22 protein-coding genes, 2 tRNA genes and 1 pseudogene are annotated in these 24,333 nt (G+C 32.1%); 10 read left to right on the top strand and 15 right to left on the bottom strand.

Features of this window, described 5'->3' with window-relative positions; translation table 11 throughout:
- Positions 1–86: 86 nt before the first annotated feature.
- From KHA90_RS19330 to rlmN, 4 genes are all read right to left on the bottom strand, one after another.
- Positions 87–2,009: a DUF2207 domain-containing protein gene (locus KHA90_RS19330; protein ID WP_213305020.1), complete on the bottom strand. Its 1,923-nt coding sequence runs from the start codon at positions 2,007–2,009 to the stop codon at positions 87–89.
- A 12-nt stretch (positions 2,010–2,021) separates the two neighbouring features.
- Complete coding sequence (locus tag KHA90_RS19325) at positions 2,022–2,576, bottom strand: LemA family protein (protein ID WP_213305017.1); 555 nt, start codon at positions 2,574–2,576, stop codon at positions 2,022–2,024.
- Between the two features lie 60 nt (positions 2,577–2,636).
- Positions 2,637–3,614 (bottom strand): polyprenyl synthetase family protein, encoded by a 978-nt coding sequence (locus KHA90_RS19320; RefSeq protein ID WP_213305014.1) that lies wholly within the window; start codon positions 3,612–3,614, stop codon positions 2,637–2,639.
- A 402-nt stretch (positions 3,615–4,016) separates the two neighbouring features.
- Positions 4,017–5,060: a 23S rRNA (adenine(2503)-C(2))-methyltransferase RlmN gene (rlmN, locus tag KHA90_RS19315; protein ID WP_213305011.1), complete on the bottom strand. Its 1,044-nt coding sequence runs from the start codon at positions 5,058–5,060 to the stop codon at positions 4,017–4,019.
- 292 nt (positions 5,061–5,352) lie between these two features.
- Between rlmN and KHA90_RS19310 the strand changes: the two genes are divergently transcribed.
- From KHA90_RS19310 to KHA90_RS19280, 7 genes are all read left to right on the top strand, one after another.
- On the top strand, positions 5,353–5,943 hold the full coding sequence (locus KHA90_RS19310; protein WP_213304996.1) for a YceI family protein: 591 nt from the start codon (positions 5,353–5,355) through the stop codon (positions 5,941–5,943).
- Between the two features lie 236 nt (positions 5,944–6,179).
- Complete coding sequence (locus KHA90_RS19305; RefSeq protein WP_244860451.1) at positions 6,180–6,749, top strand: YceI family protein; 570 nt, start codon at positions 6,180–6,182, stop codon at positions 6,747–6,749.
- Positions 6,750–6,754: 5 nt separating this feature from the next.
- Complete coding sequence (locus KHA90_RS19300; RefSeq protein ID WP_213304993.1) at positions 6,755–8,134, top strand: hypothetical protein; 1,380 nt, start codon at positions 6,755–6,757, stop codon at positions 8,132–8,134.
- Positions 8,135–8,139: 5 nt separating this feature from the next.
- Positions 8,140–8,691 carry a hypothetical protein gene (locus tag KHA90_RS19295; protein WP_213304990.1) on the top strand — a complete coding sequence of 184 codons (552 nt, stop codon included), beginning with the start codon at positions 8,140–8,142 and terminating at the stop codon, positions 8,689–8,691.
- 255 nt (positions 8,692–8,946) lie between these two features.
- Entirely contained in the window at positions 8,947–9,279 is a 333-nt protein-coding gene (locus KHA90_RS19290) for a hypothetical protein (RefSeq protein WP_213304987.1), read from the top strand.
- Positions 9,280–9,390: 111 nt separating this feature from the next.
- Positions 9,391–10,032: an O-methyltransferase gene (locus KHA90_RS19285; RefSeq protein WP_213304984.1), complete on the top strand. Its 642-nt coding sequence runs from the start codon at positions 9,391–9,393 to the stop codon at positions 10,030–10,032.
- A 70-nt stretch (positions 10,033–10,102) separates the two neighbouring features.
- Positions 10,103–10,831, top strand: a complete 729-nt coding sequence (locus tag KHA90_RS19280; protein WP_213304981.1) for a phytanoyl-CoA dioxygenase family protein — start codon at positions 10,103–10,105, stop codon at positions 10,829–10,831.
- Between the two features lie 402 nt (positions 10,832–11,233).
- Here the strand turns inward: KHA90_RS19280 and KHA90_RS19275 are convergent, their stop codons facing one another.
- The 7 genes from KHA90_RS19275 to KHA90_RS19245 all read right to left on the bottom strand — a co-directional run bounded on the left by KHA90_RS19275 (position 11,234) and on the right by KHA90_RS19245 (position 17,291).
- On the bottom strand, positions 11,234–11,797 hold the full coding sequence (locus KHA90_RS19275; protein ID WP_213304967.1) for a phosphatase PAP2 family protein: 564 nt from the start codon (positions 11,795–11,797) through the stop codon (positions 11,234–11,236).
- Positions 11,797–12,156: a Sec-independent protein translocase subunit TatA/TatB gene (locus KHA90_RS19270; protein WP_213304964.1), complete on the bottom strand. Its 360-nt coding sequence runs from the start codon at positions 12,154–12,156 to the stop codon at positions 11,797–11,799. The genes KHA90_RS19275 and KHA90_RS19270 overlap by 1 nt, the downstream gene beginning before the upstream one ends.
- 102 nt (positions 12,157–12,258) lie before the next feature.
- A complete protein-coding gene (locus tag KHA90_RS19265; protein WP_213304961.1) occupies positions 12,259–14,496 on the bottom strand; it encodes a M1 family metallopeptidase in 2,238 nt (745 codons plus the stop codon).
- Positions 14,497–14,563: 67 nt separating this feature from the next.
- Positions 14,564–15,070: a DUF6702 family protein gene (locus KHA90_RS19260; protein WP_213304958.1), complete on the bottom strand. Its 507-nt coding sequence runs from the start codon at positions 15,068–15,070 to the stop codon at positions 14,564–14,566.
- Complete coding sequence (locus KHA90_RS19255) at positions 15,067–15,822, bottom strand: hypothetical protein (protein WP_213304955.1); 756 nt, start codon at positions 15,820–15,822, stop codon at positions 15,067–15,069. The genes KHA90_RS19260 and KHA90_RS19255 overlap by 4 nt, the downstream gene beginning before the upstream one ends.
- Complete coding sequence (locus KHA90_RS19250) at positions 15,812–16,537, bottom strand: carboxypeptidase-like regulatory domain-containing protein (protein WP_317197402.1); 726 nt, start codon at positions 16,535–16,537, stop codon at positions 15,812–15,814. Before KHA90_RS19250 ends, KHA90_RS19255 begins: the two co-directional genes overlap by 11 nt.
- Positions 16,524–17,291: a carboxypeptidase-like regulatory domain-containing protein gene (locus KHA90_RS19245; protein WP_244860448.1), complete on the bottom strand. Its 768-nt coding sequence runs from the start codon at positions 17,289–17,291 to the stop codon at positions 16,524–16,526. The genes KHA90_RS19250 and KHA90_RS19245 overlap by 14 nt, the downstream gene beginning before the upstream one ends.
- Positions 17,292–17,456: 165 nt before the next feature.
- On the opposite strand from KHA90_RS19245, the gene pepE reads away from it, so the two are divergent.
- On the top strand, positions 17,457–18,164 hold the full coding sequence (gene pepE / locus KHA90_RS19240) for a dipeptidase PepE (protein ID WP_213304952.1): 708 nt from the start codon (positions 17,457–17,459) through the stop codon (positions 18,162–18,164).
- A 140-nt stretch (positions 18,165–18,304) separates the two neighbouring features.
- On the opposite strand, the gene KHA90_RS19235 is transcribed toward pepE, so the two are convergent.
- A tRNA-Gly gene (locus tag KHA90_RS19235) sits at positions 18,305–18,377 on the bottom strand.
- Between the two features lie 104 nt (positions 18,378–18,481).
- Positions 18,482–18,554: transfer RNA gene (locus tag KHA90_RS19230), tRNA-Gly, on the bottom strand.
- 577 nt (positions 18,555–19,131) lie between these two features.
- Between KHA90_RS19230 and KHA90_RS19220 the strand changes: the two genes are divergently transcribed.
- On the top strand, positions 19,132–20,715 hold the full coding sequence (locus tag KHA90_RS19220; protein ID WP_213304949.1) for a L,D-transpeptidase family protein: 1,584 nt from the start codon (positions 19,132–19,134) through the stop codon (positions 20,713–20,715).
- Here KHA90_RS19220 and KHA90_RS19215 read toward each other — a convergent pair.
- A complete protein-coding gene (locus KHA90_RS19215) occupies positions 20,704–21,426 on the bottom strand; it encodes a murein L,D-transpeptidase catalytic domain family protein (protein ID WP_213304946.1) in 723 nt (240 codons plus the stop codon). The genes KHA90_RS19220 and KHA90_RS19215 overlap by 12 nt on opposite strands.
- A gap of 276 nt (positions 21,427–21,702) precedes the next feature.
- On the opposite strand from KHA90_RS19215, the gene KHA90_RS19210 reads away from it, so the two are divergent.
- Complete coding sequence (locus KHA90_RS19210; RefSeq protein ID WP_213304943.1) at positions 21,703–24,132, top strand: DUF5916 domain-containing protein; 2,430 nt, start codon at positions 21,703–21,705, stop codon at positions 24,130–24,132.
- Positions 24,133–24,224: 92 nt separating this feature from the next.
- Here KHA90_RS19210 and KHA90_RS19205 read toward each other — a convergent pair.
- A pseudogene (locus KHA90_RS19205) lies at positions 24,225–24,333 on the bottom strand (IS982 family transposase); the annotation flags it as partial.

Here is a 24,333-nt window from a genome sequence, read left to right as displayed (position 1 = left end):
AACTATTCAAAAACAAAAAAACCTTGCACTATTATAAATAATACAAGGTTCATTAAAAAGCTATTATTTAAGCAGTATTGCCGGGTTTACCAACCGCCGCCTCCACCGCCACCGCCGCCGCCGCCGGAACTTCCTCCGCCTGAACTTCCGCTGCTCCAGCTTCCGCTGCTTCCGCCGGAACTACTTGATGAAGATCCTGATGATGATGCCGGAGGATTAGGATTAACTGCCGCGTTATTTACAGAGCTTCCAAAACTGGTCAGAAACATTGTTGGCTGTCTATAAAATGTATCATCGCCCTGATACCAGGAAGGATCATATTTTGCCAGTTCTAAAACCTCTTCAAATTGTTTTCCCCACTCTATTTCAACTTCTAGTGCTATTGCATATGGAAATAATTTTTCAAATAATTGAGGTGTCAATTCCGGAGGGTTTAACATATTCATTCGGTCTTTTTCTGCCGTTTTAAGATAAAGTTTAAAACCTTCTAATCTATAAAGTGCTTCGGCACCTTTTTCAGTAAACTTTCCTAAAGTTTTTACATATATTATATACATCAGGAATACGACACCTATAACAACAATTTGTATTGCGCTTAGAAAAAATATAGTCATAAAAAATATTGCGACTGCCGGAGTAAAAATAAAGAAAGCTAAAATTGCTCTCAAAATTATTAAACCAAGACTTGTTTCTTCTTTTGTAAACCAAAATGTTAATGCCGAAACTGCAATAATCAATCCTATATAAAAAGCATAATTTATATATCCTTTGTTATTAGAAAAAACCTCAAAAGCTAATCCTGCAACTAAAAAAACAGCAAAACCAATCCATTTTTTCCTTGTATTATTTTGGTAATAATCTTCTAAATTTATTTGTTTGGTTACTGTATTTAACCATTTGGAATATGCTTTGTCAAAAATCTTATAATTAGAATCTTCTACCTTTATATTATCCTTTTTTGTAAAACCGCTTATTATATCAGATTCTTCTGTGCTTAAGGCTTTTGATTGCCTGTTTAAAACCTGTATCTCATATTGATGTTTGTTTTTAAAAATGCCATTTTCTATTGTTGATAAAATTCTAATCGCACCTTTTACAGAAGCATTTATAAATGACGCCATATAGGTTTTATCAATAATTTTTCTGTGATAAACATATCCTGTAATTGCAGGAGACCAATCAAACGGTGGTGTAAATTCCGGCATCAATGTTTTCTTAGTAGGGTCTTTACCATATTTCTTCCAGCTAAAAAAGAAGAATAAAAACATCCCGATTCCGTAAATAACAGACCACAAATTAGTTTTTATTTGTTTATAAAAAGAGGCTGTTTCCTGAAGAAAAGTAGGCGGATCAACAATTCCTTTAGCAAAAGACGCTGCAACTGTCAAGCCTTCATTTGCACGAAGTTGTACAGTTCCAAAACTAGCAATAGTATGCTTCGTGTTTAAAGAACTTATGCAATTTGAATCTGTAGATCCTGATAATCCACTATAACAATGTACACTTTCAAATTTATTGTTTTCTGACGGAAGTGAAATATCGCAAGTTACTTTATCTATTGGCAAATCCCAACCGTTTCCTGTTACGTTCCAATATAACTCATCATATTGGTCAAAATATCCAATCTGAAATGGAGCTGTATAACTAATTTCATAATCATAGATACCACTTTCTAATTCAAGATCTTTGTTTCCTACGTAAATTTTCCAGTCACCTGATTCTTCTTTTGTAAAGTAAGACTCAGTCTTTCCATCTTTTTTTATGGAATTTATAGTGTATTGTACGTCAATTTCATGACCATCTTTATCTTTTCTGGTCAATGGCAAAACTCTTAAAAGTCCGTGTCTGAAAATATTGCCTTCTGCATATATAGAAATTTTTTCTACAACATTAATATTACCCGCTTTTTCGATTTTAATTTTAACATCAAAATTCAGAATTCTTTCCTGGGCTTGGGCGTGATAGAAGAATACAGAAAATAAAACGAAGAATATTTTTTTTAATAACATATTATAATACAATTAAAACTGAACTTTAGGTGTTTCTCTTTGTTTCTCGTCTTCTAATTCAAGGAAGTTTTTCTTAGGGAAGCCAAATGAATTTGCCACCAAATTACCCGGAAAAGATTCAACTGCAATATTGTAATCTCTTACAGTGGCATTATAATATCTTTTTGATCGTTCTACTTCGGTTTCAATTTCGGTTAATTCTTCCTGTAAACTAAGAAAGTTTGTATTGGCTTTTAGATCAGGATAATTTTCTGCTAATGCAAAAATAGTCCCCACGGCACTACCCAATTTTTTATCTAATTGCAATTTTTCATCTTCACTACCTGCATTTAAAGCCTGATTTCTAAGATTTACAATATTAGCAAGAGTTTCTTTTTCGTGGGTTAAATATCCTTTTACGGTTTCTGCAAGATTGGGAATTAAATCAAATCGTTTTTTTAAAATAACGTCAATGCCGCTTAAAGCTTCTTCGAGCATATTGCGTTTTGACACAAAACTATTATAAAGTATGATCAGGTAAATACCTAATAGAACAACAACCGAGAGTATTACAATTAAAATAACCATATTTCATTATTAAATTAGAGTCCAATTTAACAATAAAAATATTAAGAATAGAGTGTGGGATTATTTTTTTCTTTCAATTACGTAGTTTACCATTAAGGTAAGTGCTGCCTTAAATTCTGAATCAGGAAAGTTCCCTAATAATGAAAGTGCTTCTTGCTGGAATTCTACCATTTTATTTTCGGCGTAAGCCAAACCATTATTGTCTTTTACAAAAGCAATCACTTCTTTGACACGTTTTTTGTCTTTATTGTGGTTTTTTATGGAGTTTATCAACCACTTTTTTTCTTGCGGAGTACAAGTATTTAAAACATGAATTAAGGGTAAAGTCATTTTTTGCTCCTTAATATCTATTCCCGTAGGTTTGCCAATGGCTTCTTCGCTATAATCGAATAAGTCATCTTTGATTTGAAAAGCCATTCCGATAAGCTCTCCAAATTTGCGCATATGTTCTACTTTTTCCTCCTCTTCAATTACTGATTTCGCGCCAAGAGCACAACAAGCAGCAATAAGTGTTGCGGTTTTCTTGCGGATGATTTCGTAATAAACATCTTCGGTAATATCAAGTCTTCTCGCTTTTTCGATTTGAAGTAATTCTCCTTCGCTCATTTCACGAACGGCAACAGAAATGATTCTAAGTAAATCAAAATCTCCATTATCTATAGAAAGCAATAATCCTTTTGACAATAAATAATCTCCAACTAAAACGGCAATTTTGTTTTTCCAAAGCGCATTGATTGAGAAAAATCCGCGACGGCGATTACTATCATCTACCACATCATCATGCACTAGAGTTGCAGTGTGAATAAGTTCAATTACCGATGCTCCACGATAAGTTCGCTCATTTACAATACCTCCGGAAACCATTTTTGAAGTTAAAAAAACAAACATCGGACGCATTTGTTTTCCCTTCCGGTTTACTATATAATAGGTGATACGGTTAAGTAAAGCGACCTTTGAAGTCATCGATTCATGGAACTTTTTTTCAAAAAGTTCCATCTCGCTAAAGATGGGCTGTTTTATTTGAGAAGTAATATTCATTTCGTTCCCAAATATACTATTTTAAATAAAAAAACGTTGTATAATTTAGGTTAGTATATCAATAATTTATAGAATAATTATGAAAACAAACCAAAAGCATTCCGGATTTAAAGCCTGATTTGAATCATTATTTAAAAGTAAAAACTATTTGAACTTTTTAATTGACGTTTAAAACAATAATCCTTTTTGCCCAAAAAAAAGCACTAAGAACAAGAGTAATTCTCGTTTTTAATGCTTTTTGTTTATTTGTAATTTTAATGTAATTTGGTTTAGAAATGTGTAGTCCCTACGGGACATTTTAAATTTTTACATCATTTTTTTTCTACCAATATTTAATTCCTAACGGAATAAATTTACAACATGCTTCATTTATTTGTACGTCGGGAGTACACAAAATGCAATTTACCCTTCTTTATTGGCTAATTGTCCACAAGCGGCATCAATATCTTTTCCGCGGCTGCGACGTACTTTACATACTACTCCAATGTTCTCCAATGCTTTTATATAAGCCATTATAGATTCTTCTGAGGCTTGTTGAAATTCGCCGTCGTCAATTGGGTTATATTCGATTAGATTTACTTTGCAAGGCACATATTTACAGAATTTTACTAAGGCATCAATCGAAGCTTTATCGTCGTTGATTCCTTTCCATACTACATATTCGTATGAAATTTTATTCTTGGTTTTTTTGTACCAATATTCTAATGATTCTCTTAAATCTGCTAAAGGAAAGTTTTTACTGAATGGCATTATTCGCGCACGAATTTCATCTATCGCCGAATGTAAAGAAACCGCCAATTTGAATTTTACATCATCATCGGCCATTTTTTTAATCATTTTCGGAATTCCTGAAGTCGAAACCATAATACGTTTTGGCGACATTCCTAAACCTTCGGGAGAGGTAATCATATCAATGGCTTTAATGACATTGTTATAATTCATTAAGGGTTCTCCCATTCCCATAAAAACAATATTCGAAAGCGGATGATTATGATATAAGCGACTTTCTTTATCAATTGCAATTACCTGATCGTAGATTTCTCCCGGTTCAAGATTTCGCATTCTTTTTAAACGTGAAGTCGCGCAGAAATTACAATCTAAACTACAACCAACCTGACTTGAAACGCAAGCTGTTGTTCTGGTATCTGTAGGAATCAGAACAGATTCTACTACTAAACCATCGTGTAAACGAACGGCATTTTTTACTGTTCCGTCGCTGCTGCGCTGCATTGTATCAACTTTTATATGATTGATTACAAAATTATCTTCCAGCATAGAACGGGTTGATTTGGCAACATTTGTCATGTCCTCAAAACTATGTGCTCCTTTGCTCCACAACCATTCATAGACTTGATTTCCACGAAAAGCTTTGTCATTATTAGCGACAAAAAAATCGCGTAACTCGTCTTTTGATAGGGCTCGTATATCTTTTTTCTCAATTTGCATGGCGCAAAGTTACTACTTTTTTTCTTAAAATTTCTGATGATGTACTGAGGCTTAGTGCCTGTAAATACTTGTTTTTGTTTTTGGCATTACCCATTTTCTTTAAAAGGCGACAAGAAAAACCCATTGTAATAATTATAGTTATTTAATAATATCTCAACAATGACTTTTATCATACTTGTTGTTGCGAGTTCGCAATAAATTTGATCTAAAGAAACAACACAATCTTTTATTATAAATACCTGATTGAATCCTGTTTCCATTATCCCAAAAAAGAACTAAATACCACATCAAAATGAAAACAACTAAATCAATTTTATTGACAATAATTTTAATAACATTGTCAATACAAACAAATGCTCAAAGAAATTATACTCTGGCAAAATCAACTTTTGAAGTTGCCGGAACTTCAAATGTGCATGATTGGGTAATGAAATCTTCTGAAGGAAACGGTACTGCAAATCTAACTGTTATAGATTCTAAATTATCTGACATAAATACTTTAACTATTACATTGCCGGCAGAAAGTATAAAAAGCAGCAAAACAAGCATGGACGACGTGGCTTATGAAACGCTGGATACTAAAGCACACAAAAACATTAAGTACGTTTTAAAAGCTGCAAATAAAGTAAACGAAACAACCTGGAATTTAACTGGCACTTATACAATTGCCGGAATCAGCAAAGATTATAAAACTCAGGTAAATGTAACGGCTAATAACGGGAATTTTATTTTGAAGGGATCTAACCAAATCACTTTTGCTGATTTTGGTATGTCACCTCCAACAGCCGCTCTTGGAGTTGTGAGAGCCGGAAAAGAATTGGCACTAATTTTCAACATTACTTTAAACGATTTTAACATGAAAGAATCTTTGACTCAAAATTGATCCGTGAAAATTAAAAAAAAAAAAAAAACAGCTATTTGGTAAAATCAAATAGCTGTTTTTTTTGATCTTAAAATGAAAACGATGCAGTTATTAAATAAGAATTTAATAAAATTTTAACAATGATTATTATCATACAAATCTCATGATAACAGAGATAAATTTGAACAAGATAATAAAACGCGCGATTAAAATTGAATTCAAATAATTGTAAACACTTCAATAAAATAATAGTAAAAATGAAATCACAAAAAATTAAAATATTCGCCTTCATAATTTCCTTTTTAGGAATTATATCAGTTGCCACGGCACAAAAAAGTTATACGGTGGATAGTAAATCAACATTTTCAGTTTTAGGCACATCAACCTTACATGATTGGGAAATGAAATCTGCTTCGGGAACAGGAACTGCAAACTTGACTATTACAAATGATAAACTTACTCATATCGAATCTATATCTATAACGCTCTTAGCAGAAAGTATTAAAAGCGAGAAAAAAAGTATGGACAAAGTAGCGTATGAAACTTTAAAAACTGATAAAAACAAAAACATAAAATATGTTCTTAAATCTGCCGAAAAAGTAAATGAAACTACTTGGGAACTAACCGGAACTTACACAATTGCAGGTACTAGCAAACTCCTTAAAACTACTGTAAAAACAAGCATTATAAAAGATATATTAACGTTGCAGGGATCAAACAAAATTACTTTTAATGATTTTGGAATGAAGTCTCCAACCGCTTTGTTAGGTACTATTAAAACAGGTCAGGATTTAACCTTAAAATTTAATTTAAACTTTAATTTATAATAACCATGAAAAAAATCTATCTCCTATTTATAGCATTAACAAGCACGTTTGCTGCAAATGCACAACTAAGTTTTGGACATATTCAAAATCAGGTTCCCCGTGATCAAAGAGCCATCAATGTATTTGATATAAAAAAAGATACCACAGCTTATAAAGGTATCAGTGTGGACTTAGGCGGCGCATTTACCTTACAGTTTCAAGCCATAAATTCGTTCAACGATCAAAGAGATTTAACCGGCGCTAACGCTGCTTATAGATTAAATAATCTAACAAACGACTTTAATTTACCTAACGCTAATATGACTATTGGTGCACAATTAGCAGATGGTGTGCGTGTAAACTTAGACATTTATCTTGCGTCAAGACACCATCATGAAACCTGGGTTCAAGGAGGATATTTACAAATCGACAAATTAGATTTTATTAAAAAAGGACTTCTTGAAGATGTGATGAAATATACCACCATCAAAATAGGTCAAATGGAGAATAACTACGGTGATGCGCATTTTAGAAGAAGTAACAACGCTTACACGATAACAAATCCTTTTATTGGAAACAATATCATGGACGCTTTTACTACCGAAATGGGAGCTGAAGTATACTATAACAGAAGTGGCTTTGTAAGTATGATTGGAGTAACAAACTCTAAATTAAATCAAAATGTACAAGAAGTTATTCCAGGAACACCTACTGTAATTGCTCCAGATCAAAATACAACGATTAGCCCTACAATATTGGCTAAATTAGGCTGGGACAAACAAATTGACAGTGATTTAAGAATCAGACTTACCGGATCTTACTATCATACAGCAAACTCTAGTGGTAACTTATACTCTTCTGACAGGGCAGGAAGTCGTTTTTATAGTGTTATGACGCACGCCGGAACAATTGGTTACCCAAGTTCAAATATCTTAGATTCTGAAACTAATAAAGATACAGGCAGATTTAATCCTGGATTTGGGAACTGGGCTACTTCGTATATGATTAATCCATTTGTAAAATATAAAGGTTTTGAATTCTTTGGTACTTTAGAATTTGCTTCGGGAGGTGATTATAAAGGAACGGATGATACCCGTAACGTCAACCAATATGTGGGCGATTTAGTATATCGTTTTGGAAGTCACGAAAACTTATATCTAGGCGCTAAATATAATTTAGTTGATGGAAAACTTAAAAACACTGATGCTGATGCTGTTCAGGTTAACAGATTTGAAGCTGCCGCAGGTTGGTTTATGACTAAAAATATATTGGCAAAACTTTCATATGTACAGCAGAATTACAAAAACTATCAGCTATTTGGGAACGTAGCGGGAGTGTCAATGCCAAATGATTTCTACGGAGGAAAATTTGAAGGACTAATGTTTGAAGCAACAATTTCATTCTAAAAAAAATGAAAACGAGATTTTTAATCTTAATTATGGGTTTAGCAATTTTCTTTTTTTTGGGAAGCGCTAAACCCAATTTTTTAACAGAAGATACAACTTTGATAATAAATAAAATTAAAATAGAAATTAACGGACTATCTACTGTTGGCAAGTATAACTGTTCAAATACTTTTACTATAAAAGACACAGTTTACTTAAACTCAAATAAAAAAAACACTTTTAAAACCGAAATCAAAATGTCAAATTTTGATTGTGGCAACAAAATAATGACCAAAGATTTACAAGGTACTGTGAAGGCGAAAAAATTCCCGAATAGTATTGTTTGCATAACAGATATAAAACCAAACGGTAAAAACTACAAATGCAATCTTAACTTTTTTATTACAGATAAAACATTAAAATACAAAGATTTTATATTGTATAATACAGATGATAAAATTGAGGGAACACTTAACTTAAAGTTTTCGGATCTGGAATTAGAAGCTCCGGTAAAAATGGCAGGCTTAATAAAGGTTAAAGATGAAATTGTAATTAATTTTAGTTTATACAAAAACTAAATTATATCCTTTTTTGATAAAATCGAAATTTCATTTTATCATTTTACAGATTTTGATTCCAAAGGATTATGAAGACTATTTAAGCATTAAAAAAATCATATCTAATATTTTAAAATTAAAATTTGTGGCACGAGTATTGTCTTGTCCTGAAATGAAAAATAACTTTACAAAGAGCTCAGTCATTTTAAAATGTGTATCTTTATTTTTCAGCTTTATAACCTTTAAATTTTATCAACCTAAAAAAAATCATTCATTATGAAAAAACAAATTTTAAGCTTAGCTGTTATCGCTCTATTAGCATTCGCTGTTCAATCTTGCGAGAAGAAAGAACCAAAACCTGCAGAAGATGAATTAACTCTTGGAAACAAAGTTGATACGTTAACTACAGATATTGAACAAGCAAAAGACAGTGCTGTTATTAAAGCCGAGAATGCTGCTGCAAAAGCTAAAGCAGCTTCTGAAAATGCTGCGCAAGATGTAAAAGATGCAACTAAAAAAGGAGCTCAAAAAGTAGAAAATGCTGCAAAAGCTGCAAAGGACGGAACTGTGAAAACAGCAAAAGAAGTTAATGAAGCTTTAAAAAAATAATTCTATCAAAATGTAGAATTGAAACCATCTGCCGCCGCGGATGGTTTTTTTATGCAAAAAAGTGAAGCAATATTTTTTGTATTTTTACAATCAAATTTAGAAGATTATCACATGCATTTTATATCACAGGAACTAGAAGATTATATTGAACAACATTCTGAAAACGAACCAGAATTATTAGCCAAACTAAACAAGGAAACGTATCAGAAAATACTTTTGCCAAGAATGTTAAGCGGACATTTTCAGGGTCGTGTTTTAAGTATGTTATCTAAATTGATTCGTCCGGTAAATATTCTTGAAATTGGTACTTATACCGGTTATGCGGCTTTGTGTTTGTGCGAAGGAATGCAGGAAAACGGTCAATTGCACACTATTGACATAAAGGAAGAATTAGTCGATTTTCAACGTAAATATTTTGATGCGTCGTCTTGGGGGAAGCAAATTTTTCAGCATTTGGGTGAAGCTGTGGATATTATTCCAAATCTGGATGTAAAATTTGATTTGGTTTTTATTGATGCGGATAAGGAAAATTACCTGAACTATTGGGAAATGATTGTTCCGAAAATGAATAAAGGCGGCATCATTTTGTCTGATAATGTTTTATGGAGCGGAAAAATCCTTGAACCCGTTCATCCAAATGATGTTAGTACAAAAGTACTTTTAGAATATAATCTGCTTTTGAAAAATGATCCAAGAGTTGAAACGGTTTTATTACCTATTCGTGATGGTTTGACTGTTAGTAGGGTTCTTTAAAAAAAGCGCTAAGTTTCTGAGGTATTAAGATGCTAAGTTTCTAGTAATAATTACATAAATTGATTTCAAAATGAATGTTGCAAATCAAATAAATTCCGAAGGTTTTACAATTATTGATAATGTATATTCTGAAGTTGAAATTAAAAAACTGATTTCTCTAATTGAGGATGTTACGGAGAATAAAACTGAAAATTCAACTTTTAGAAAATCTCAGGATTTATTTGCTATCAGGCAATTTCACAAAGAAATTCCTGAAACTTTGCCTTATCTATTTAATAAAAACTTAAAAGATATTATAGCTTCAACTTTTGGTAAAGGATATTTTATAACGAAATCTATTTATTTTGATAAACCTGAAAAATCAAATTGGTTTGTCGCTTATCATCAGGATTTGACCATTTCGGTAGATAAAAAAACTGAGATTGAAAACTTTGAAAACTGGACTACAAAACAAAATCAATTTGCGGTTCAGCCTCCAATAGAAATTCTGGAAAACAATTTTACAATAAGAATTCATATTGACAAAACAACGAAGGATAACGGCGCTTTGAAAGTTATAAATGATTCGCATTCAAAAGGAATTTTCAGGGTTGAAAATCTTGAAATTAAAAATGAAACAATTTGTGAAGTTGAAAAAGGCGGAATCATGATTATGAAGCCTTTACTATTTCACGCTTCAAATAAAACTACAAATAACGAAAGAAGAAGGGTTATTCATATTGAATTTAGTAATCAACAACTTCCTGAAGGTTTAGAATGGAGTGAAAAGATTATTGTTGAGAATCTGGCTTTTACATGAATTATTTAGTCGTCAAGTTGTCATTTCGAAGAATGAGAAATCACATGAGAAACTCCGCTTTTGGAGTCGCCAATCTTTATAGAATTACTAGTGGGATTTCTCATTCTTCGAAATGACAAACATGAATCGAAAATTATTAAAACTTGATTAAATTGCCTCCAGCTTTGGCTGGAGTTAAATATGATGATATCAAAAAAAGCTTTAGCCAAACGAAATGTTTGGCTAAAGCTTTTTTTTTTGATTTTTTATGCTCTCGCTAAAGCGGGAGGTAATTCAAAGAGTGATATAATATTAGACTCCTTTTGAAAACAAATGTCCTAGCCCAGATAGAAGTGTAAATCCTTTTGTGCCGGGGTTCGGCATAAAAGATTGAAACGGATAGCTGGAAATAGCTCCTGAAAATTATCCCGGAAAATATTGTGGTTTTAGTTTTCTATATACTAGATAAAGTAAAGATCCGAAAATTGCTCCAAAGAAATAACCTGTTAGAATGTCTCCCGGATAATGCAATCCTAAATAAATACGGCTGTAAGCAAATATTAAAGGCCATAAAAATAAGAACCCTAAATATTTGAAATAACGTTTTAAAACAAAATATAAAAACGTTGCTACTGCCATTGTATTTGCGGCATGTCCTGAGAAGAAACTATATGATTTTCTAACCTGAACAACGCGTATAATCGAATTGATATCTGGATTATTACAAGGGCGTAAACGCTGAAATGTGTATTTGAATAAATTGGTTGTCTGGTCTGTAAAAGCTAATAAAACCGCTATAAATAACAAAACATACAAGGTTTGTTTTCCGCCTATTTTTTTATAAATAAGATAAAACATTAATAAAAAAAGCGGTGTCCAATTTAACTGACTTGTAATAATGAGCCAAAATTGATCGTATTTTTCAGAACCTAAACCGTTAAGATATATTAAAAGACTGGTGTCTAATTCCTGTATTTTTTCAAGCATTACAGGTGGCGTTTTACAGGTCCTGAGATAGTGTCAATATCTTCTTTTACTTTGTCTATTTCTGTGGCTGTATCACCTAACAAATTTGAAGTTAAATTTGCATTATCTCCTAATAAGTTTGTTTTGGCTTCATTGATCTGAGCATTGATATTACCGGTGATACTTGTCAAAGAATTATGGTCAAGACCATTAGCTTCTGCTCCTTTGTGAATTTCACTTTTAATATCGTTGGTCGCGTTTTTTAACTGCGCCATAGCTTTACCCATTGTACGAGCAATTTCAGGCACTTTGTCTGAACCAAAAAGCATAAGTACGATAAATAATATAAAAACTAGTTCTCCTCCTCCTATACCAAACATATCTTTTATTTTTGTGTGCCACAAAGATATTAAATTTTGTAGCTGAGAGTTTTAAAATTTACTTAAAAAAAAAGACTCTTTTCAGAGTCTTTCAGGTTTGTATTAATCAAATTTTGACTTTACTTCTACTTTTGGCCATGAATTATTGGTTACATCAATATCAGCAGTCATTAATTTTGGATCAATTTGTATGCTTTTTATCGCTTTTGAAGTTGCATAAACTTTTTTAGCGGTATCATTACTTTTTCTCCAGATTTGAGCCGGATATTGGTAATTATCTTTTGTACCATCTTCATAAGTAATTTCAACAAGAATTGGCATAATCATTCCGCCTGGCTTGTTAAACTCAACTTCATAGAAATATTTAGGCGTTTTTAATGCTGATTTTTCCTCAGCAGTAAAAGTTTGATCTACATAATCAGCCAATGGCTTAAAATCTTCTACTTTTAACGGTTTTTTGCTTGCAGCGGTAACCTCAGTATTATCTCCGGAAACCAAATAAACGAAAGGTCCTTTCTCGAAACCAAAACGTCCTTTTTTCACTTTTACATCCTTAAGATCTGCCGTTGGCGTTTCAGAAACGTAATATTGTTTCACATCTTTGATTCCAATATCTACAAAATCAGTTGAATAAAACCATCCTCTAAAAAACCAGTCTAAATCTACGGCCGAAGCATCTTCCATAGTTCTAAAGAAATCTTCAGGAGTCGGGTGTTTGAATTTCCATCTGTTTGCATATGTTTTAAAGGCATAATCAAACAATTCTCTTCCCATCACCACTTCTCTTAAAATATTAAGCCCTGTAGCAGGTTTTCCGTAAGCGTTATTTCCAAATTGCTGAATCGTTTCAGAATTGGACATAATAGGCTCTAAAAACTTTTGATCTCCGCTCATGTAAGGAACGATATTTTTTGCCGGTCCGCGTCTTGAAGGGAAAGTTGGATCTAATTCCTGTTCTGCCAGATATTCTAAAAATGAGTTTAAACCTTCATCCATCCACGTCCATTGACGCTCGTCTGAGTTTACAATCATTGGGAAAAATGTATGTCCAACTTCGTGAATTACAACACCAATCATTCCGTTTTTAACTTCTTTACTCGTTTTTCCGTTTTCATCAGGACGACCATAATTCCAGCAAATCATAGGATATTCCATTCCCTGATCTTCTGCCGAAACTGAAACTGCTTTTGGATAAGGATATTCAAATGTATGTGATGAATAGCTTTTTAAAGTATGCGCAACAACCATTGTTGATGTTTCTCCCCAAAGCGGATTTGCTTCTTTTGGATAAACAGATTCTGCCATCACTACTCTATTTCCCATTTTTACAGCCATTGCATCATAAATGAATTTTCTTGAAGATGCAATTCCGAAATCACGTACGTTTTTAGCACTGAATTTCCATGTTTTTTTCTTTTCAGAAAATCCTTTTTCTGTTACTTCTGCTTCAGCTTGTGTAACAATTACAACTGGTTTATCAAATGATTTTTGAGCTTGTTCGTAACGTTTTACCTGTTCTGGTGTAAAAACTTCACTTCTGTTTGTCAATTCTCCCGTAGCGTCAATAACGTGATCTGCAGGAACTGTAATATTTACGTCAAAATTTCCAAAAGGCAAAGCAAATTCTCCACCTCCCCAAAATTGCATATTCTGCCAGCCTTCAACGTCATTATAAACTGCCATTCTTGGGTAAAATTGGGCAATTACGTATAATTTATTGCCGTCTTTTTCGAACAATTCATAACCAGAACGTCCGCCTTCTTTTCTGTAGTTATTAATATTGTACCACCATTTTATTGCCAATGAAATTTTCTCACCGGGTTTTAATGGCGTAACTAAATTAATACGCATCATGGTTTCATTGATGGTATACGACATTGGATTTCCTTTTGAATCCTTTACCGTTTCAATATTAAAACCGCGTTCTAAATTCTTTTTTAAATATTTAGTCGAAAAACCTTCAAGTGGTAATACCTGACTAATTTTTTCTCCTTCTGCTAATGATGTCTGCGTATTGGCTTTTGCCTGATTTTGATCTAACTGAATCCATAAGTATTCTAAACTATCCGGTGAATTGTTTGAATATGTTATTACTTCAGAACCGCTTAATTTTGAATTTTTATCGTCTAATTCAATATCAATTTTATAATCTGCCTGTTGTTGGTAATAAGCAGGTCCGGGAGCTCCGGATGCAGTACGAAACATATTAGGTGTTGCTAACAAATCATACATTTGACTGAATTTGTTAGTATCGTACTTTCCTTGTTGTCTTGGAGCAACTGTTTTTTCCTGAGCGAGCAATATTGCAGGAAAAATCAATAATAATGAAAGCTTTTTCATAAATTTTTAATGGTAATTTGAGTCAGGGTGTGAAAATAACAATTAAAACCATAATTGTATGTTTTAATTAGTACTTTAACACTTCTTTCCTTGAAGATTCTGTAAAGAGAACGCTCTTTTTTGTGCCAAATGCTGAAATATGTGTAATGTTTTGCTGTTCACTATTCCAGTCTACTAAAACAGTATTTGAGATTTCGATTGTTTTGAATTTATCGATATCTTTTATTCGGGAATAGCATACTAAAACATCATTAGATTCTACTTCTTTAGATAAAAAAGTGATGGGTTTTGACTGACCATTTATTTTGATAATAAAATTTTCAGCAAGATATTTCTTTAGCAAATCAACATCAGCCTGGGTTTCCTTATCGGTTCCTACGAATGTTTTTTGATGGTATTTCTTTTCCATTCCATTATTCAAATCATCGATAAAGATTCTCGAAGTAATTTGAATCATTTTTTTCTCGACCGCATAATTGACCTGAAAAACTCCCATATAAAACTTATGGAATGCAAAAGATGAAAGCGATAAAAATAATATCCCAATTAAGGGATATATTACTTTTGTTTTCATTTTTTATTCGTTTCGATTTTTTTAAACTCTTTGTTTTTATTAATCATGAAATCAATCAATTCAAACTTTTCTTCAGGCTTAAGATATTTCTTAGATTCAGCATCGTTAGAACAATACATTAAAAACAAATCAATTTCATCTGGCTTTAATCCTAATGTTTTAGTATAAAAATCAGGCGTAAAATTATCTTTAGAATATTCTACAAAAGCAATATCACTGATAACATCTTCTTTTACATCATCATTTTTCTTCAACAGTTTTTTAACGTCTTTAAATATTCTCACAAAATCAGTTCCGTATTTAATAGTCTGATCTGAGTACATTACGTTATTTTTCGCTGTAGATTGTTTATCATCCTCAAATTGCATATCCACAATACCTTGTGATCCGCCTTGCAATGATTTCACTTTAAGTTCTTTATGAACCAAAACCTCTTTTAACTCAATATTCACTAAATCCAATGGCACTGAAAAAAGTATTTCAGCACAATCTTTCTCTGTCAAAACCACTTTTTTAGATTGAAATGCCAACCCTGTAAATAACAAAGTATCTTTAGGCCTAGCCATAATATCAAACAATCCGTTTACACCAATAAAAGTTCTGGCGTTGGCATTAATATTCATCACATAACCACTTTCTATAGCCAGTGATTTATTTACTACTTGTCCATGTAATGGCTTCCTTGAATTATTTTGTCCCAGCATAATCTGGCAAAATAAGCACACAACGAGTATTCCTAGTTTATTTTTCATTTTCGAGAATTGTTAGATATTTCCTTGCTAAATCTGTTATTAAAAACATACTCATTGTCTTGTTCTTAGTATTCAAAGATAAGGCAAAATCAGCATCATCTACACAAAATAATTGAAATCCTTTGATATCCTGGGCAGGAATTTTCAATCTTTCTGTATAATAATTCTCCTCAAAAAGGTATTCTATTTTATGAAAAAGCATCTCCTTTTTTTCCACATTTACCTCTTTTTTAAGCATTGCAGTTCGTCCCGAAATTTTATTAAGTAACTTATCTACAGAGGTTGACGTTGCTGTATATACTTTTCGTTCTGCCGGAGTATATTTTTTTTGACCAGCCGGAATTATCCCTAAATTTTCAGCAGTGATATTCGCATTTTCATTTACAATTACTTCTTTCAATTCTACCTCTTTTGCTGTCATTTTAACAACAATCGAAACCGAATTTAAATCTTCAACCGTGATTCGGCGTTTTACAGGATCTAAATTAACTGCCGAAAAAACAAGAACATCGCCTTCTTTTACCACAATAGAAAACATCCCGTTTACATCTGAAACAGTTGTGACCTGAGTGGTATTATTGATGATATTTACTCCTTCAACATTAGAGGATTCTTCAAATATTTGACCATTAATTTCTTTTGAAACATCTTTTTGACCAAAACCAATCTGAACGACCAATAAAAGGATTATTTGTAAAGCACTATTTATTTTCACGTTCAATTATTTCTTTATATTTTACAGCTAATTCCCCTAACAGAAACTCCGTTGAAGTTTTGTTTTTAGAATTTAAAATCACTGTGAATTTATCATTGTCAACGGCGTAATATTCAAATCCTTTTACATATTCTAACGGAATTTTTAATCGATTCACAAAATGATCAATTGAAAACATACGCTCTAACATTTTCATAAAAAGTTCTTTTTTCTCCACCGCAACTTCTTTTTTAAGCATTGCCGTACGTCCTGAGAAAAAATTCAATAAAGGATCTGCAGAAATTGATCCTCCAGCCATTGTTCCTGCATTTGCCGTAGGATTTAAAGCTGTTGCTGTATGTAATTTTCTTTCGGCTTCAGTATATTTTTTTTGATCACCGGGAATTATTCCCAATGAAACTGCATTAATTCCACTATAATTTCTCACCACAACTTCTTGCAATTGATGCATTACCATATTTAATTTTACAGTAAAATTCAGATCCGAAAAGTTTTCCTTCGTTAGCAAAACTCTGTTTTCCTTAAATTGTATGGATGAAAAAACAAGCATTTCTCCCGGTTTTGCTGCAATAGAAAAAGCTCCTGAAACATCTGTCGTTGCCATCAGCTCTGTTTGCGCGTTGACTACATAAACACCGTCTAAATCTGAAGTATTTGAGGTTATTCGTCCGTTTATAACAGCACGATCCTCAATTTGAGACCACGCGGTTTGAGTCATCGCAACAAGCAGAATAAATACGACTTTATTAATCAAAATAGAAGAAAATTAGTTTTGTTCTTAAAAATGTAAAAATATCTTAATGTACTCCAAATTTAGTATTAAGGACTTGGTAAAAATATGTTAATTAAACCTTTGTTATGAGTCGTAGAACAACAAGATTTTAATATCTTTAACCTCAACAATCTGAGTTAAATTTTTATGAAAAGTATTATCATTGCCAGCACTTCTACTTTGCACGAAGGCAGCTATTTAGAGTATTTATTACCTACTTTAAAATCCCATTTTCAAAATTGCAAAAGCATCTTGTTTATTCCGTTTGCGCGTCCGGGTGGTATTTCACATGACGATTATACAGCAAAAGTTGCGCAGGCTTTTGCTTCAATAAATATTGAAGTAAAAGGAATCCATGAATTTGAAAGTGCCGAAAATGCCATAAAAAATGCAGAAGGAATTTTTACCGGAGGAGGAAATACTTTTTTGCTTGTTACTCAATTGTACAAACACAATATCATGCAATTATTGTCTGAAACGGTAAAAAACGGAACTCCTTATTTAGGAACCAGCGCCGGCAGTAATATTTGCGGTTTATCGATGCAAACTACGAATGATATGCCTATCGTTTATCCTCCAAGCTTTCAGACTTTAGGATTGATCCCTTTTAACTTAAATCCTCATTATTTAGATCCGGATACGCAATCTAAACATATGGGTGAAACGAGAGAAACACGAATTAAGGAATTTCACGCTTTTAATGCTATTCCGGTTTTAGGTTTAAGAGAAGGAAGCTGGCTAGAAGTAAAAGGAAACAAAATTACTTTAAAAGGAAATCTAAAAGCCCGTTTGTTTTTGAAGAATGAAAACCCTACGGAATTAGAAACTGAAAGCGATTTGAGCAGCTTAAAATAAAAATCCAATATTTTTAAATTCCAAATTCCAATTCTTTTGTGGATTGTTTCAAACTTTAAATTTGGAATTTAAAAATACTGGAATTTACAAACTTACTGTAAAGTAAAAATCCCCAAACAAATTGTTTGAGGATCTTGAAGAGCGAAAGACGAGGCTCGAACTCGCGACAACCAGCTTGGAAGGCTGGAGCTCTACCAACTGAGCTACTTTCGCATTAACAGGGTGCAAATATAAATAATTAAATGGTTTAAAAAAATAAAAATCAATAATTATTTAACTTTGATAAAAAACCGAAACAATTAAGTTCCGGTTTTTAGAGCGAAAGACGAGGCTCGAACTCGCGACAACCAGCTTGGAAGGCTGGAGCTCTACCAACTGAGCTACTTTCGCATTACTGGTGCAAATATAAAAATAAAGTTAAGTTCAAAACAAGCTTTTTCGCAAAAAAAATCAATTAAAATCAACATTAATTTATAACTTATTTAAAACTAAAAAGTTATACAACCAATTATTTTTCGAAAATCGCGAATATTATTAAAGAAATCCCCTTAAATGAAACTTATATTGTTCATCAATCCGTTTTAAGAAAAGGAAAACCTCCTGAAAGCTCTATCTTATATGGAGACGAACCGAAAACAACGCATCACTTCAGATTATTTGATAATAAAAATTTAATAGGAATTATTTCGTAATTCAATAAAATCAATACTATATTTGCGGAGCAGAATCAAGCTCAAATTTATCAGATGGCAGTTTAAGAAACGCATCAAAAAAAAATAGATTTGGAAAAACTTTAGTCAAGCATTGTCAAACCTACTACAATGCTAACGAAGTTGATTTGATTTGGTTGAACGCCAGAACCGCAGCTGTAGGTCTTTATAAAAAAATGGATTACCAACCCCTGGGTGAACCATTTGACATTAAAGACATGGGCGAACATTATTGAATGTTTAAAAAATTATAGAGAATGAACAAACTTTACTTTTTATTGGTAATATGCATTTTTATTGGTTGTAAAAAAGATACGCCCAAAATTATTCCCGCGGTCAAAAAAACTGCTCCTGCAATTATACTTACTGATGAAAGAAAAGTACAAATTGATACTGCACTTATAAGCACTTTTAAAAGTGAAACGCTAAAACAATTTTATAATTCATCTGAAAATAAAACTGTTTGGGGAAACCTAAAAAAAAGAACCTACGTTTTAACGCAATTATCAAAAGCAGAAGAATTGGGTCTTGATCCGGAAGATTACAAAGCTTCAAAACTCAAAAAGTTTGAAGAAAAAATTAGTAATCTGAGCGATTCTGATCTTTCCACTTATGATATATTACTTACTTATAATTTCGAAAAATACCTCAACCATCTTTATAAGGGAAAATTAGATCCTAAAAAACTATATGCAGATTGGGATCTGGAGGAAAAAACTTTTGATGTCAATAATGTACTTATCAAAGCTTTCAATAAAAATAAATTAGACAGTGTCGTTGATAATATTCAGTCAAAAGCATCTACTTATAAACAACTATTAAAAGCGCTTGAAATCGTCAATACTTTTCCTGATGACGATATCAAAACCATCGAATCTGTAAATAAAATAACCTTGCATGATACAAACACAGCTTTGATCAACATTAAAAAAAGGCTTTTATTCTGGAAAGACATGTCCGGAAAAGACAGTCTGACGAAAATTTACGATCAAAAAACTTTTGAATCTGTAAAGAAATTTCAGGAAAGACATGGATTAGCTTCAGATGGCGTTATCGGAGTTGGAACCATAAATGCTTTGAATTATTCTAAAGAAAAAAGAAAACAACAAATTATCGCCAATTTAGAACGATGGAGATGGTACAATAATGATTTAGCCGAAAACTATTTTATTATCAACATTCCTGATTACAGCCTGAATGTTGTAGAAAGTCAGGACACTACTTTAGTGAGAAATGTTGTTGTGGGAACCAGCAAAAGAAAAACACCTATTATAACATCAATACTAAAAACGGTTGTTTTTAATCCAACATGGACGGTTCCGCCAACAATTTTAAAAGAAGATGTTGTTCCGGCAATGAAACGAAACAGGAATTATTTAGCCAAAAAAAACATTACCATTTATGATACTTCCGGAAATGTGGTGGAACCAAATGCATGGAACGAAAACAAACCGGGGAATTACCGCTATGTACAAAGCCCTGGCTATAATAATGCCTTAGGATTAATGAAAATTTTATTCCCAAATCATCATAGTGTTTATTTGCACGACACTAATCATCGTAATAATTTTGGAAGAAACAATCGCTCTCTAAGTTCCGGATGTGTACGTGTTGAAAATCCGTTAGAATTAGCGCAACATATTTTAGATGATTCTGAGAAATGGTCAAAAGACAGGATTGATACCATAATTGCTTCAAAGAAAACAACCAGCATTAAAATCGTAAAAAAATACACTTTGTATCAATGGTACTGGACAGCTTGGAGCAAAAAAAATCAGCTCTTGTTCAGAGCTGATATTTATAATCTGGATTCGGATTTGTATGCTAAATTAAGACATTAACTTTGCTTCCATCACAAAACTTCTTGAAGGATGGTAAATGTACAAACACGATTTGTTTTTTATTAATTCAATTATTTCACTTGTAAGCTCAACCGGCACTGCAGGACAACCCTGGCTTCTGCCTAATCTTTTATGATCTCTGATAAAAGACTCAGAAACATAATCTGCACCATGAAGCACAACAGCTCTTTCGCGGGCATGATCGTTAACACCTCTTTCTAATCCGTCTAAACGTAAAGAAGCACCGTGTTTACCCTGATAAACTTCACCGGTTGCATAAAAACCTAAACTGCTTTTAAAAGATGAATTTGAATTTGAAAAATCAGAGGCAAATTCTTCTCCGGTATTTCTACCGTGAGCAACTAAGGAATTTAATAAAATAGTGTTTGTTGATAAATCAATTACCCAAAGACGTTTGATATTTGATGACAAACTAAAGTCAATAACCGTTAAAATGTCTTTTTGAATAACCCCTTTTTCTCTCAACAAATAAAAACCTTTTAAGGCTTCAGAAAAAGTTCTAAGTTCTGGTAAATTAAAATTGTTAGGATTTAATGTGTTATAAATGTTTTCAATTTTAGCTTCGACAGTTAAATTTTCAACCTTAGCAATGGTCTTTGTCGATACTTTTTTAAGCTCAGGAGTGTTATTTGAATCTTTACCAAAAGATAATAGCAAAAACACTAGAAGTGGATAAATTTTGTAAATCATTGAATTTCTTTAGGTTAATAATAAATTTGGGTTTGACAAAAGTATAAAAATTTGTAGGTTGTCAAAATATATAGCTGAAAATCAGGCTTTTTTTGCTGAAAATTTAACATAATTAACATAAAACCATTATTTATGTAAGATTTTTTCTTCTGTCAAAAAACTTAACGTTTATACCTATTTTCTTAATAAAAATTAAAATAAATGGTAATTTTGAAACTTATACTGTAACAAATAGAACAAAAAACTGTCTATTTTATTGTACCTTTTAAGAAATTCATGAAAAAAATAGTCTTTTACATTCCTCTTTTGATCACAATCTGGAGTTATGGCCAGAAAAAAGTTTTGCATTCTCAATTTTTTACTGACAATATTTCTATTGACGGAAAATTAGACGAGCCAGTCTGGAACAATGCCGCGATAGCCACAAATTTTGTGATGTATCAACCTGATAACGGAAAACCAATTCCGGAAAATCAAAAAACTGAAATCAAAGTTTTATACAATAATGACGAAATTTACATTGGTGCTTTATTATATGATAATGACCCAAATAAAATTTTAAAAGAAATTTCACAACGTGATAATTTTGGAACCGCAGATCTTTTTGGCGTTTTTATAAATGGTTTTAATGACGGTCAGCAAAACTTCGAATTTTTTGTATCAGCGGCCGATGTTCAAGGTGATTGTATTATGACAGATGCAAATGGAGAGGATTATTCCTGGGATGCTGTCTGGATAAGCAAAGCTATTTTAACGGATAAAGGCTGGACGGTTGAAATAAAAATTCCTTATGCGGCATTACGTTTTTCAGCAGAAGACAAACAAACCTGGGGGATTAATTTTTTCAGGGAAATAAAACGGGACCGTCAAAAATATACGTGGAATTTAGTTGACACGAAAATTGGAACATTCACGCAACAAAATGGTATTTTAGAAGGAATAGAAAATATCAAACCTCCTACCCGATTATTTTTAATGCCGTACGCTTCTTTTTATTTAAATGCTGCCGATGGTCAAAAAACATATGGCACAATTAAGGGCGGAATGGATATTAAATACGGAATCAACGATGCATTTACTCTTGATGCTATTTTGATTCCTGATTTTGGACAAACAAAATACGACGATCAAATTTTAAATCTTGGTCCGTTTGAGCAGCAATTCAATGAAAACAGAGCCTTTTTTACTGAAGGAACTGATTTATTCAATAAAGGAAACATGTTTTATTCCAGAAGAATTGGCGGACGACCTTCGACTGAACCAACTTTAAACGAGAATGAGGAAATAATTGAGGAAGTTCAAAATGTAAACCTCATCAATGCCTTAAAAGTTTCCGGAAGAACTAAAAAAGGTTTAGGCGTTGGAATATTAAATGCGGTTACCGAAAAAACTTTTACAACCATAAAAGACACCATTTTTGGCGAAACCAGGCGCGAAGTTGTTGAACCGTTAACTAATTATAACGTATTGGTTTTAGACCAGCGTTTTCGTAAAAATTCTTCGGTTACACTTATCAATACAAATGTAACCCGAAACGGAAATTTCAGAGATGCAAATATTACTGGGTTAGTATGGGATTTGAATACAAAAGCAAATACTTACAACTTATCTGGAAATGTAAAATACAGTTTAATTAACGATATAAAGGATAAAAGTGGTGTTTTTAGCACTTTGAGTTTTGCCGAAACTAACGGAAATTATCGTTATAGTGTGGGATCTGATTTTGTAACTAAAGATTTTGATCCAAATGATCTGGGAATTAATTTTTATACTAATTATTATAACTTCTACGGAAACGGAAATTACAGAATCCTAAATCCTACTAAGCTTTTTAATACTTTTAGAATTGACTACGATATGTATGTTGAATTCAATAAAGAATCCGGAAAAGTACAGGAAAACAAAATTAGTTCAGAAGTTAATCTTTCGACTATAAAAAACAATTATTACGGACTAGGATTTACATTTTTCCCTTTACAATCTAATGATTATTATGAACCAAGAGCCGAAAATCGCTATGTTATAATTCCAAGAAAAATAGAAGTTTGGGGAAGTATTTCAACTAATTACAATAAGAAATTTGCTTTGGATTTAAATCCTTCTATTATTTTTACTGATGAAGCGGGACGAATGGCTTATGGTGTTGACATTGGCCCGAGATATCGCTTTAACGAGAAACTTTTACTAACCTATACTTTTAGCTTTAACAGAAAAAACAACAACAAAGGTTATATTGACAGTGTTGATGATTACGATAATAAAAACACTCCTGAAACTATTATTTTTGCGAATAGAAATGTAATCACATATTCAAACACCTTATCCGGAAAATATGCTTTAAACAGCGCGATGACCATTAATTTAGCTGTTAGGCAATATTGGTCTTTTGCAGAAAACAAACAAAACCTTGAACTTCAGCAAGACGGAGCTTTAACTCCTTACGCAGTATATATCGAAAATAAAAATTCAAGTTTTTATTCCTGGAATACAGATTTATCTTATTCATGGTGGTTTGCTCCGGGAAGTCAGCTTTCGGTTTTATATAGAAATAATGCCTCTAATTTTGAACGCATTATTGATAAAGAATTCAAACATAATGTAACCGGATTATTAAACAACGATGCTTTAAAACATATTTTTTCAATAAGCATGAAATATTTTATTGATTATAATGCCGTAAAAAATAAGGTTAGAAAGCGAGCATAGCGTGAATTAATTTTAAAAAATAAACACTTATATAATTAAATTAATATTTTTTAATACGCTTCATTTTATTAACCATAACCCGTTGGGTGAAATTAAATTATTTGATTTTTAATATTATTAATTGGTCTGTCAAATATAAATTTGTTAATATATTGAACCAATGTAAGTGCTGCTATTTTTGCTAATATTCTTGTTTTAAAA

This window comes from Flavobacterium psychroterrae (assembly GCF_018380615.1).
GTDB classification, from domain to species: Bacteria; Bacteroidota; Bacteroidia; order Flavobacteriales; family Flavobacteriaceae; genus Flavobacterium; species Flavobacterium psychroterrae.
The sequence above is the reverse complement of the archived record's forward strand: the minus strand, read 5'-3'. Positions and strand labels throughout refer to the sequence as shown.